The organism is Roseibium sp. R5 (assembly GCF_055755305.1).
In genome coordinates, this window is record NZ_CM146910.1 from 1,827,076 (window position 1) to 1,840,177 (window position 13,102).

A 13,102-nucleotide genomic window follows, 5' to 3' on the forward strand; every position below is an offset into this window, starting at 1 on the left:
ATACTGTTATTAATACGTTACCATTTAGCCCGAAAGTCAAAGATGACCTTGCGGAAATTTAGGATATTTCTTGATATTTTGCGACGTGTATCGTCATAAATCGCAATGTATTGACTGACCGGGAGCAGACATGACTTCTGTTGAGCGAACCGCTAAAGACATCAAGCCGGGATTGCCGTGGGCCTACGTCACCTCTAGCATACTGTCTTTCCAACGATAATTCTGTGCTGGTGGAAGCCTTTATGACCGTCCTTTTGCGTCGCCTTTGCCTGATCATTTTTCTTATGTTTGCTCCAGGTGCGGCAATTGCGCAAGACGCTGCGGACACCACCCAGCAAGCAGACGAAATCAGCCAGGCGCGGGATGCCCTGATCAAGATTTTGGAGGATCCCGATACCCGCGCGGCACTCATCAAACAACTAAGCGAAGACCAGCAGTCGTCGGATAACGGCAGTGATCAAACTGGCGCGCAGTCAGAGCCCGCTACGGCGACACCTGTTGAGGCCAATGAGAGCTTTGTGCTGAGGGTGGGGGAATACACCCGCAAGCTTGCAGATGAAGTTGGCATCTTCCTCGATAGAGCCGGGCATTCGCTGAACGGACTGTATTTGATCCTCAAAGGGGATATTCCGATCAAGTGGGATCGGGTTCAGACGGTTTTTGTGCAAGTTGCAGCGGTCTTGATTGCCGCATACTTGGCTTTCTGGTCAGGTCAGTTGGTTGCTCGAAAAGCGTATGCCGGGCTCGCTCTCAAGGCGCGGTATGGTGGCGGGCTGATGCGGACATCCATTCTGGTCTTGTCGACCGTGATTGACGGCATCACGGTCGCAATCGGTTTGGGCGTTGGCTATTTTGTTGCTCTTCTGGCGTATGGCGGGTTTGCAGCTGGTGTCACCATTCAGGAAAGTCTTGCGCTCAATGCGTTTTTCATAACTGGAATGGCCAATGTCGCGCTTCGGTTTGTGTTTGCGCCGCGCCGTCCGGAGTTGCGATTGCTTCCCTTCGACGACCAGAATGCCCTTTATTGGTACACAAGGCTTCGTCTGTATATGTACTGGAACAACTTCGGTATATTTCTGCTGGTTCCCGTTTCCAACATTGCTGTTTCGTTTGTTCTTGGGAATGCGCTTCGCTTTCTGATCGTGCTCAGCGGCATGATCTACTTGATGGTGCTGATTGTGCGGAACCGCGTCCGGGTGCGGGAGGGAACGCAAGGATATGCGGAAACGCTGCAGAGTAATCTTGCGCAAAGGGCACTGTCCAACCTTGGAAAGCTTTGGCATGTTGGCGCGCTTGGCTACATCATCGCGATTTTTGTCGTCTGGGTAACCCGGCCGTTTGATGCAACAACCATCATCTTGCGGGCCACCGTCCTGTCGATTGTCACGATCATGGCAGGGATGGCGCTGTCGTTGATCGTTACCCGAGCCATCAAGGGCGGAATTCGACTGCCCGAAGACCTGAACACAAAGCTTCCAGCACTCCAACACCGGCTAAATGCCTTCGTTCCTAGACTGCTTAAGCTGGTTCGCTTCTTCGTCTTTATCGCAACGGTCCTGCTACTCTTTGAGGTTTGGGGGCTCTTCAGCATTCTGGATTGGTTGTCGTCTGAAACCGGCAATCGTCTCGTCAGCAGCTACGGGTCCGCATTCCTTGTTGTTCTGGTTGGTTTCGCAATCTGGTTGGCGTTGATGTCTTGGGTTGACCTGCGCCTGCAATCGCGGCGCGGGCACATCGTTACCGCGCGTGAGCGAACACTTTTCCAACTGTTTCGGAATGCCGCGACCGTCGTCATTCTCGTGATGACCGTTTTGCTCGGACTGTCGGAAATCGGCATTGATATCGGCCCGCTGATCGCCGGTGCCGGTGTGGTGGGTCTTGCGATTTCATTTGGCGCGCAGACCCTGGTTAAAGACATCATCACGGGCGCCTTCATTCAGATTGAGAATGCAATCAACCAGGGAGATGTTGTTACCGTGGCAGGCATCACCGGCACTGTTGAGGGCATTACCGTGAGATCTGTCCGGATTCGCGATCTGAATGGGACGACACACATCATTCCATTCTCATCTGTGGACATGGTGTCCAATTTCATGCGCGGTTTCTCGTATCACGTGGCCTTGATTGGGGTTTCTTACGATACAGATATCGCCGAGGCAAAAGAGGCGATGCAGGAAGCATTCCGGCGTCTCAAGGCGACCGACTACGGTTCCAAGATATATGAAGATCTTGAAATGCACGGGGTCACAAACTTCGGCGCAAGTTCTATCGACATTCGTGCCCGGATCAAAACCACGCCAGGTGATCAATGGTCTGTCGGCCGGGCTTATAACGAGTATGTCAAACAGGTTTTTGACGAGCGCAATATCGAAATTCCGTTCCCACAAGTGACCTATCATGCAGCAACGCCAGCTTATGCGCAGGACGATGTGCCAAAGGTCACGCAAGCCAAGGCCACCAAGAAACCGAAACCGCTCGCCGACGACGCGCCGGCGGAGGATGGCGACCGCTAGCCGCACACTTCTCATTTGCATTTTTCGGAGCCTCTGCTGGCTGGCTTGTCCTCTGGCAGGGGCTTTTCTTATGCGTGAATGAATTGTGATTGATTTTCGACTGGTTTCGAATTATTTTCGTTTTAGAAATCGCGCGAAATATACGGAGCCTTAGAGGACCATGGCGGCGGACTACGATCTTTTGGTAATTGGTGGCGGGATCAATGGTGCAGGAATCGCCCGCGATGCCGTCGGTCGGGGCGCGTCGGTCATGCTTGTTGAGATGGGAGATCTTGCGGGAGCAACCTCGTCTGCATCGACCAAGCTTATCCATGGCGGCTTGCGCTACCTTGAGTATTACGAGTTCGATTTGGTGCGCAAAGCGCTTAAGGAACGCGAGGTCCTCTGGAAACTGGCGCCGCATATCGCCTGGCCACTGCGTTTCATTCTGCCCCATCATAAAGATCTGCGTCCGGCGTGGCTGCTGCGCCTTGGCCTGTTCATGTATGACCATCTTGGCGGCCGCAAACTTCTTCCGGCGACAAAGACCGTGCCCCTGGATCAAGGGGCCTACAGCAAGGGTTTGAAAAAGCTTTTCAAGAAGGGTTTTGAGTACTCAGATTGCTGGGTCGACGATGCGCGTCTGGTGGTTCTGAATGCCTGCGATGCTGCCGATCGCGGGGCTGAAGTCCTCACTCGCACAAAATGCGTCAGCGCCCGCCGGGAGGGAGATCATTGGCAAGTTGTCCTGAAAGATCTATCGACCGGCGCTGAGCGCACCGTGACAGCCTCCGTTTTGGTCAACGCTGCAGGGCCTTGGGTTGCGGAAATGTTGCGCGGGGTCGTCGGAGCCAACAATTCGTCGGCCATCCGCCTCGTTAAAGGCAGCCACATCATCGTGCCGCGTCAATTCGAGCACGACCGGTGCTTCATTTTCCAGAACGGAGATGGCCGGATTGTATTTGCGATCCCGTATGAAAATGACTTTACGCTCATCGGGACCACCGACGTCGATTACCAGGATGACCTTGGCAAGGTGCAAATCTCTCAAGACGAGGTTGAGTATCTGTGCAAAGCGGTGAGCGAATATCTCGAGACGCCGGTTACTCCGGATGATGTCGTCCATACCTATTCGGGCGTGCGCCCACTTTATGATGACGGCGCGAAAGATGCGAAGGCCGCCACACGCGACTATGTCCTGGAGTTGGATGCCGGGGACAAGAAACCGGCCGTTCTGTCTGTGTTTGGCGGGAAAATCACAACGTACAGGAAGCTATCCGAACACGTTCTGGAAAAACTGAAACCACATCTGCCATTCAAACGCGATGAGTGGACGGATCAGGACGTGTTGCCAGGCGGAAACTTCAACGTTCTGGCTTTTGAAGAAGAAGTCTCGGCGCTACAGGCCCATTATCCTTTCCTCGACAAAACCTTCGCCACGCGTCTGATCCGCCTTTACGGCACTGATGCCCGGTCTATCCTAGGCAAGGCAGCGCAACTTTCTGATCTTGGTCAGCTGTTTGGCTACAATCTCTATGAAGTCGAAGTGAAATGGCTCGTCAGCCGCGAATGGGCCCGGACCGCAGAAGATGTCTTGTGGCGGCGGACCAAATTGGGTTTGCGTTTGAGCGAAGTGGAAACAGCCGCGCTCGACAACTACCTCTCTGCTCATCTTGCGGAGTTGGTTGGCACTGCTGCATAGTGCTGTCAAAACCTGACCGAACCGCCGGGAGCCGCCGGCGGTTTTCTAAAAAACAACAAGCATGAAATTTGGGAGGAGCGCCATGGCCGGATGTGTGTTGGCGATTGACCAGGGCACTACGTCAAGCCGTGCCATTGTCTTTGGTGAGGATTTTCAGCCGGTAAGTGTCGGGCAGCAGGAGTTTCCGCAACACTTTCCAAAGTCTGGTTGGGTTGAGCACTCACCATCCGATATTTGGACCAGCACGCTCCGTGTTTGCCGCGAGGCGATGGCAAATGCACCGGGCAACGGTGCCGATGTTGCAGCGATCGGGATTACGAACCAGCGTGAAACAACGCTGGTCTGGGATCGCAAAACCGGCGAGCCGGTCTACAATGCGATTGTGTGGCAGGACCGCCGGACCGCCGACTTTTGCGCAAAACTTCGCGCAGACGGTCTTGAGGCAAAATTCACAGCCAAGACTGGCTTGCTGCTTGATCCTTACTTCTCCGGGACAAAAATCGCCTGGATCTTGGACAATGTCGACGGCGTTCGTGCACGAGCCGAACGCGGCGAACTTGCGTTCGGAACGGTTGATAGCTGGCTGATATGGCATTTGACCGAGGGCGAGGTACACGCCACTGACGCCACCAATGCATCCCGGACACTGATTTATAACATCCATGACAATACCTGGGATGCCGAGCTTTGCGAGCTTTTGAAGATCCCTGTGAGCCTACTTCCTGACGTCAAAGACAGTGCGGATGACTTCGGTGTTGCCAAGGCGGATCTGTTCGGACGGGAATTACCGATCCTTGGTGTTGCTGGGGACCAGCAGGCTGCCACTGTGGGACAGGCGTGTTTTGAACCGGGCATGGTGAAGTCGACCTACGGCACAGGCTGTTTTGCCTTGATGAATACGGGTGCGAAGCCGGTCGCCTCTGCAAACCGGATGTTGACGACGATAGCGTACCGGCTGAATGGGGAAACAACATACGCGCTCGAGGGGTCGATCTTTGTTGCAGGTGCTGCGGTCCAATGGCTCCGTGATGGCCTCGGCCTCATTGAAAATGCCGCCGACTCTCAGGCTCTTGCAGAGCAAGCCGACCCGAACCAGGACGTTTATCTGGTCCCGGCCTTCGTCGGTCTTGGTGCGCCATACTGGGACGCGGATGCGCGTGGCGCATTGTTCGGGTTGACCCGGAACACCGGGCCGAAGGAAATTGCCCGTTCGGTACTGCAAAGTGTCGGTTATCAGACCAGTGACCTCATCTCTGCGATGCAGTCTGACTGGCCGGATGCACATTCGCCCGTATTGCGGGTCGACGGGGGTATGACAGCGTCCGATTGGACGATGCAGTTTCCTGTCCGACATCCTTGGTGCGCCAGTGGATCGTCCGACCGTAGCTGAGACCACAGCCCTCGGCGCCGCCTGGCTCGCAGGAAGTCGGGCCGGGATTTGGCCTGGCCAGAAGGAATTCTCCGCCAAATGGAAACTGGAAAAACGGTTTGAGCCCCACCTTGACCAGGATCGGCGGGAGCAGCTTCTGGCCGGTTGGAAAGACGCGGTCAGAAGAACGCGCTCCAATCTGGACTAGTTAGACAGTTAAAGCCCCGGCATTGCCGGGGCTTTTTTGTAATTACGCATTTCCAACATATCGAATCTGGTTATCTTTCGAGCCGTTGCATCCTGTTTCCTGAGGGCTCAAGTTCTTCTCAAAGAGAACGTTCCAATGGTTGAGGGCTATGCTTTTTGACTAAAGAAGAGATGCGCTTGATGACTTTTTCGGGAACTTTGAAGTACGCGGTCCTGGGTGTTTGCTTGGTGGTGGCCACCGCTTCGGGATCGGAAGCAAAGACGCTGGTGTTTTGCTCGGAAGGCTCACCAGAAGGTTTTGACCCGGCTCTTCATACCTCTACGATCACTTTCGACGCGTCTTCCAATCCCCTCTACAATCGTTTGGTCGAATTCAAACCCGGAACGACTGAAGTCGAACCTGGTTTGGCTGAGAGCTGGGACGTGTCTGATGATGGGCGGGAAGTCACGTTCTATCTCCGCAAAGGCGTTACATTCCACAGCACCCCATTTTTTACGCCGAGCCGTGAGTTGAATGCTGACGACGTGCTGTTCTCTCTCGAGCGCCAGCGTAAGAAAAGCCATTCCTGGCACGCCTACATGCCTGGCACTGCTTGGGAGTTTTTCGATGCTATGTCCATGCCGGAGTTCATCAAGGACATCGTCAAGATCGACGACCACACAGTGAAATTTGTTCTGACAAGCCCGGAAGCTCCGATTTTGGCAAACTTTGCGATGGATTTCGCGTCCATTTTGTCAGCTGAATATGCTGATCAGCTTGAGGATGCGGGTGCCAAAGAGCAGTTGAATGTCCAGCCGGTTGGCACGGGGCCTTTCGTCTTTGTTGGCTACCAGGAAGACGCGATCGTTCGCTTCTCCGCGCATTCCGATTACTGGGATGGCAAGCAAGCCATCGACAACCTGACTTTCGCAATCACCCCGAATGCAGCAGTCCGGCTTCAAAAACTCAAGGCGGGCGAGTGTCATGTGATGTCCCGCCCGGCTCCGACGGATATCGATGATATTCGCTCAGACGGCGATCTCACTCTAATGGAGCAGCCGAGCTTGAACATTGGCTATCTGGCCTACAATACCAAAGTGCCTCCGTTCGATCGCAAGGAGGTTCGCAAGGCTCTGTATCACGCCATCAACAAGCAAGAGATACTTGAGGCAGTTTACTTGGGAGCTGGTCACGTTGCGAAAAATCCGTTCCCGCCGACAGTCTGGTCCTACAACACGGCGATCGAAGACGATGCCTATAATCCGGATCTTGCGAGGGAGATGCTTGCCGCAGCCGGCATTGGAGATCTTTCCCTGACGATCTGGTCGATGCCGGTTCCGCGCTCGTACAATCCGAATGCGCGTTTGATGGCTGAATACATCAAAGCTGACTTGGAGAAGGTTGGTGTGCGCGTCGAGATCGTTTCCCACAAATGGGGCAAGTACCTGTCGTTGTCGAAAGACGTTAATCGGCAGGGTGCTGTGCTGTTCGGATGGACCGGTCGCAATGGTGATCCGGACAACTTCTTGAGCGAACTTTTGAGTTGTGAGCGTGTCGGGGGTTCCAACAGAGCGCAATGGTGTAACAACGCATTTGAAGAGCTGATCAAGAAGGCTCGGACTACATTTGACACGGCAGAACGCGCAAGGCTCTATGAAGAGGCTCAGCGGATCTTCAAGGAAGAAGCCCCTTGGGTGACCATCGCGCATTCCATGGCTTATGTTCCGATGTCCGCGAAAGTCACCGGATACGTTATGGATCCGGTCGGTGGCCATTCTTTCAAGGGCGTAGACCTGACCGATTAAGCGCAAACGCCATTAAAGACAGTTGGCCCCATCAGGGTTTGGGGAGTCATGGCGGCGGGCCGGTTTTTGATCAGTTCTTTATTGGCGTTTGGTCTCCAAACCAAACTCTTACATCTTCCATTGGTATGGTGGGCGGCTTTCTCCGTTTGAGGTTCTCTTTTGGCTGGAGTTTGGGTTGAACTTTTCCATAATTCGAGTATTCTCGAAATATGGAAAAAGAAGATGCCTTGAGAGCATTGGCGGCCTTGGGTCAGGAAACCCGCCTCGACGTCTTTCGCCTGTTGGTGAGAGCGGGAAAAGAAGGCATGGCAGCGGGCGCCATTTCAGATGCTCTCAGCGTGCGTCCGAATACCCTATCGACCCACTTGAGCGCCCTGTCCCGCTCCGGCCTTGTGCACGCCGAACGGGACGGGCGCTCAATCCATTACCGCGCGGATCTCTCCGCCATGGGCGCGCTCACAACGTATCTGCTGCAAGATTGTTGCGGCGGAAATCCGGAAATGTGCGCCCCGATCATGACCATGCTCGGCGATAGTGTGAGCGTTGAAAAGGACCGGTGTTAGAACCGGAAAAAGTGGGGCTTCATAATATGCGTAACGCCTTGTTTGTTTGCACGGCCAATTCTGCGCGCTCAGTTTTAGGCGAAGCGATCCTACGCCATATGGGCGAGGGCAAATTCAACACCTATTCAGCGGGTTCGACACCGCGGGGCATGGTCAATCCGGACGCACTCTCCTGCCTGGAGCGCAAGAACCTGCCAACAGACGGTTTTAGATCGAAGAGCTGGGAACAGTTTGCCGGTGCTGATGCACCTAAAATGGATCTGATCATCACTGTTTGTGACAGTGCAGCCGGAGAGGCCTGCCCGGTTTGGCCTGGGCATCCGTTTGTCGTGCATTGGGGTATTGCCGATCCGGCCTCCGTTGAGGGCGATGTTGCGACCCGCGCTGAGGCTTTCGACCTTGCTTATGAGCGTCTTGAGCGCCGGATCGCTGCGATGCTCGCGCTTGGCGATGATGTCTTCTCAGAAGCTGATGGAAAACACCAACTCTCCGCTATCGGCGCCTCGGCCGACGACTAGGATTACGTCTCATGTCAGAATTTTCTCTCTCACGGCGTCTCGTCGCTGAAGCGCTTGGAACCGCGATGCTGGTTGGAACCGTTGTCGGGTCCGGCATCATGGCAGACAATTTGTCCGAGGATGTTGCGGTCTCCCTTCTGGGCAACACGATCCCGACCGGTGCGATCTTGGTGGTCCTGATCACCTTGTTCGGGCCAATCTCAGGAGCACACTTCAATCCGGCGGTCACGTTTGTGTTCTGGTTGAAGCGTGAACTGACAATTCCGGTGGCAGCGGCCTATGTCGTTGTCCAGATCCTCGGCGGCATTTGCGGGTCGCTGATCGCGCATGTCATGTTTGAATTGCCGGTCTGGCAGGCATCGACCACAGTTCGAACCGGCGGTGCCCAATGGGTCGCAGAGGTGGTCGCCACATTTGGCCTGCTTGCAAGTATCCTGGCGGGTATCCGGTTCCGCGCTGATGCGGTGCCGTGGCTGGTAGGGCTCTACATCACCGCAGCTTACTGGTTCACCGCTTCCACATCCTTCGCCAATCCGGCGGTCGCGATCTCCCGTGCGTTTACCGATACCTTTGCAGGCATCCGGCCGGTTGATGTGCCTGGGTTTATTGTTGCCCAGCTTATCGGGGCGGCGCTTGCCCTTGCGGTTTTCTCTTGGCTTCTGCAATCAAAAACGTCGGAGAAGGAAGCCCTGAAACCCTCTGAGGTTTAATCGGCGACGCGCGCTTTAAACCTGATACTTGGCTTGCAAAATCTGGTTCGGGTTGATTGAAGGGATGCATGAGCAAACCTGACGTCACCATCGTCGGAGCTGGCATCATTGGGCTGGCGACGGCGGCAAATCTCCTGCAACGCGGATATCGTGTCACAATCATCGATCGCGAAGGACCAGCGGCTGGCGCGAGTCAGGGCAATGCGGGTGCTATTGCCTGGACTGATGTGGCCCCACTCGCGAGTCCCGGCCTTTGGAAACAGGCGATCAAGTGGTTGATGGATCCGCTTGGGCCGCTGACAGTTCGACCGGCTTATGCCGTCAAGATCTTGCCATGGATGCTTCGCTTTATGGCCGCCTCCAATCACAGCCAGATGAAGCGTAGTACCGAGGCTTTGGCCGCACTCAATGCGGAAGCCTGGCCGTCGTGGGAGCGTTTGTGGCGGGTTTCCGGAACGCACAATCAAGTGCGCAAGGATGGTTGTCTGGAGCTGTTCGATACCGTCAGTTCACTAAAAGATGCGCATTCGGGATGGGAGGAACAGCGCGCCTTCGGCATTGATGTTCAGGAGCTCGATCTTACGGCGATCAGAGACATGGAGCCGGCATTGTCTGATCGCGTTGTGGGCGGTGCTCTCGTGCCAGAATGGGCGCAGGTTGATGATCCGAAACTGTTGTGCCTGTCTCTGGCCGATTGGTTGAAAAGCCAGGGCGTTTCTTTCGATGTCGGGGATGTCGTGAACGTTCAGTCCGGCTCTTCAGGCCCGGAATTGACGCTCACAGATGGCCGAACCGCTCATCCGGATCGGTTGGTCATCGCTTGTGGTGCCTGGTCCAAAAAACTTGCGGCACAACTTGGTGACAAGATTCCATTGGATACAGAGCGGGGCTACAACATCACGATCCCGGAGCCCGGTGTTGCCGTCAACCGGTTCATCATGTTGCCGGGACACGGCTTTGTCCTGTCGCCCCTGTCCACGGGATTGCGGGTCGGCGGAGCCGTCGAGTTCGGCGGATTGGACCTGCCGGAAAACTGGAAGCGGGTTGATGCCATGGTTGCTAAGGCGCGGCGCTTCTTTCCTGATCTCAAAACTGAAGGGGGGAAGCGCTGGATGGGCTTCCGCCCCTCCATTCCGGACAGTCTGCCAGTCATTGGTCCAGCGCTACAGGCTGATGAGGTCTTTTATGCCTTCGGTCATGCCCATCATGGTCTGACGGAAGCCGCAGTGACCGGGGAGATGATCACCGACATGATCGACGGCGCAACGCCATCGGTCGACCCGAATCCATTTCGCGCCGACCGGTTTTGACAAGAATCGAAACAGTTACTTACGCTTCTTGTTCATGGCTGCCGCAAGAGCCGCGGCCATGGCGTTGTTTCCGCCGTCATTGCCGGAGGACTTTTGAGGACCGCCCTTGCCACCGCGTGAGGCGTTAGCCGGGCCCCGGCCACCACCTGATCCTTTCCCGCCAGCACCACCCGGCCGGTTTTGCACATTCCGCTCCTTTTGCCCCTGATAATCCGCCTGTGACTTCATTGTCATTGAAATGCGTTTGCGCGGAATGTCGACTTCCAGAATGGTGACCTTGACGATGTCACCCGCTTTGACGACCGTGTGCGGATCATCAACGAACTTGTCCGCAAGCTGGGAGACATGCACCAGGCCGTCCTGGTGTACACCTACGTCCACGAAGGCTCCGAAGTTCGTGACGTTGGTCACCGTGCCTTCCAGTTTCATGCCCGGTTTCAGGTCCGAGATTTCCTCGACACCATCCTGAAGGGCTGCGGTCTTGAATTCGGGACGTGGATCACGGCCTGGCTTTTCAAGTTCGGACAGGATGTCTTTGACCGTCGGCAATCCGAATTTCTCGTCGATGAAGTCTTTGGGCTCCAGGTTCTGGAGAATGCCGCTGTCGCCCATCAATTGGCGGACATCCCGGCCGCAGGCTTTCACGATGCGCTTGGCGAGCGGATAGGCTTCCGGGTGCACCGAGGACGAATCGAGAGGTTCGGTTCCGTCGTTGATGCGCAGGAAGCCGGCGCAGAGTTCAAACGCCTTTGCTCCCAGACGCGGTACGTCCTTCAACTGCGAGCGCTTGTCAAACCGACCGATTGTATCGCGATGTTCAACGACCGCTTTTGCAAGGCTATCGGACAGACCTGAAATCCGGGACAGAAGGGCCGGGGAGGCGGTGTTGAGATCAACACCAACCGCGTTCACCGCGTCTTCGACAACTGCATCCAGGGCGCGGGCAAGTTTCGTCTGGTTGACGTCATGCTGGTACTGCCCAACACCAATGGACTTCGGCTCGATCTTGACGAGTTCTGCCAAAGGATCCTGGAGGCGCCGGGCAATCGACGCGGCACCGCGCAGGGAGACATCAACGTCCGGCATTTCCTTGGCGGCCAATTCCGAAGCGGAATAGACCGATGCGCCCGCCTCATTGACGATCACCTTTACCGGCCGTTGTGCCGCCGGAACATCGGCGAGGACGTCGCCGGTCAGCTTGTCGGTCTCCCGGCTTGCTGTGCCGTTGCCGATGGCGATCAGGCCGACCTTGTGCTTTGCAATCAGTGCCAGAAGTGTGTTGCGGGATCCGGCAAGATCATTGCGCGGTTGGAATGGATAGATCGTTGCGGTGTCGATCAGCTTGCCGGTTTCGTCGACCACGGCAACCTTGACCCCGGTCCGGATGCCTGGGTCCAGACCAAGCGTTGCTTTCGATCCCGCAGGGGCCGCGAGCAGCAGATCCTTGAGGTTCTTGGCAAACACCTGAATGGCTTCTTCTTCGGCCTTGTCCCGAAGGACACCCATCAGGTCGAGTTCCAAATGAAGGGCCAGTTTGACCTTCCAGGCAAAGCGCGCGACATCCATCAGCCATTTGTCGGCCGGGCGGCCTCGATCGGCGATGCCGTAGGTGTCTGAGACCATCTTCACAGCTGGCAGGATTGGTGCCGGATCATCGGCGTCGACTGTCAGATCGACTGACAGAATGCCTTCATTGCGGCCACGGAACAGGGCAAGCGCCCGGTGGCTCGGGATTTTGGACCAGCTCTCCGAATAGTCGAAATAATCGGCGAACTTTGCGCCCTTGTCGCCCATGCCGTCGATCAGCTTCGACTGTACAACGCCGCGCTCTTCCATATACCGGCGCAGCCGTCCGACGAGCTCGGCATTTTCTGCAAACCGTTCCATGAGAATCTGACGCGCGCCGTCAAGTGCCGCTTTCGTATCCGCGACGCCTTTGGCATCGTCGATGAAACCCGCAGCTTCCGTTTCCGGTGTTTTTCCAGGATCAGCCAGCAGCAGGTCCGCGAGCGGTTCCAGTCCCGCTTCCCGCGCAATCTGAGCCTTGGTGCGGCGCTTCTTCTTAAAGGGCAGGTAGATGTCTTCGAGCTGCGACTTGGTCTCAGCTGCCTGAATGCTTGCAGCGAGGGCCTCGGTCATCTTGCCCTGCTCATCGATGGACTTGGTAATCGCACCGCGCCGGTCTTCCAATTCGCGCAGGTAAATCAGCCGCTCCTCGAGCTTGCGCAGTTGGCTGTCGTCCAGTCCGCCCGTAGCCTCTTTCCGGTACCGGGCGATGAACGGCACTGTCGATCCTTCGTCCAGTAGCTGAACAGTTGCATTCACCTGACCGGCCTGGCAGCCGATTTCGCCTGCAATTCTTCTTGCGATCCGCAGCGCCGTTTCTGCGGGGAGGGAATTAGCTGACTTCTGGGATGTCGGGTCTGGAGCAGCGACGCTTGTCATC

General features: G+C 55.8%; 8 protein-coding genes and 1 pseudogene. 8 read left to right on the forward strand and 1 reads right to left on the reverse strand.

All coding sequences use genetic code 11. The features are described 5' to 3' along the window. Window positions 1-242 precede the first annotated feature (242 nt). From AC0J4F_RS08555 to AC0J4F_RS08590, 8 genes and pseudogenes are all read left to right on the forward strand, one after another. A complete protein-coding gene (locus AC0J4F_RS08555; RefSeq protein ID WP_473025960.1) occupies window positions 243-2,513 on the forward strand; it encodes a mechanosensitive ion channel domain-containing protein in 2,271 nt (756 codons plus the stop codon). 160 nt (window positions 2,514-2,673) lie between these two features. Then, entirely contained in the window at window positions 2,674-4,194 is a 1,521-nt protein-coding gene (gene glpD / locus AC0J4F_RS08560; RefSeq protein WP_473025961.1) for a glycerol-3-phosphate dehydrogenase, read from the forward strand. Window positions 4,195-4,276: 82 nt separating this feature from the next. Next, window positions 4,277-5,771 (forward strand): annotated as a pseudogene (glpK, locus tag AC0J4F_RS08565) (glycerol kinase GlpK). 179 nt (window positions 5,772-5,950) lie between these two features. Further along, window positions 5,951-7,555 carry an ABC transporter substrate-binding protein gene (locus AC0J4F_RS08570; RefSeq protein WP_473025962.1) on the forward strand — a complete coding sequence of 535 codons (1,605 nt, stop codon included), beginning with the start codon at window positions 5,951-5,953 and terminating at the stop codon, window positions 7,553-7,555. Between the two features lie 209 nt (window positions 7,556-7,764). Next, window positions 7,765-8,118 carry an ArsR/SmtB family transcription factor gene (locus tag AC0J4F_RS08575; RefSeq protein ID WP_209174773.1) on the forward strand — a complete coding sequence of 118 codons (354 nt, stop codon included), beginning with the start codon at window positions 7,765-7,767 and terminating at the stop codon, window positions 8,116-8,118. A gap of 26 nt (window positions 8,119-8,144) precedes the next feature. After that, complete coding sequence (locus tag AC0J4F_RS08580) at window positions 8,145-8,636, forward strand: arsenate reductase ArsC (RefSeq protein WP_473025963.1); 492 nt, start codon at window positions 8,145-8,147, stop codon at window positions 8,634-8,636. An 11-nt stretch (window positions 8,637-8,647) separates the two neighbouring features. Beyond that, complete coding sequence (locus tag AC0J4F_RS08585) at window positions 8,648-9,346, forward strand: MIP/aquaporin family protein (RefSeq protein ID WP_133951513.1); 699 nt, start codon at window positions 8,648-8,650, stop codon at window positions 9,344-9,346. Between the two features lie 68 nt (window positions 9,347-9,414). Further along, window positions 9,415-10,656, forward strand: a complete 1,242-nt coding sequence (locus tag AC0J4F_RS08590) for an NAD(P)/FAD-dependent oxidoreductase (RefSeq protein WP_473025964.1) — start codon at window positions 9,415-9,417, stop codon at window positions 10,654-10,656. A gap of 15 nt (window positions 10,657-10,671) precedes the next feature. On the opposite strand, the gene AC0J4F_RS08595 is transcribed toward AC0J4F_RS08590, so the two are convergent. Beyond that, complete coding sequence (locus AC0J4F_RS08595) at window positions 10,672-13,101, reverse strand: Tex family protein (RefSeq protein ID WP_473025965.1); 2,430 nt, start codon at window positions 13,099-13,101, stop codon at window positions 10,672-10,674. Between the last annotated feature and the right edge of the window lies 1 nt (window position 13,102).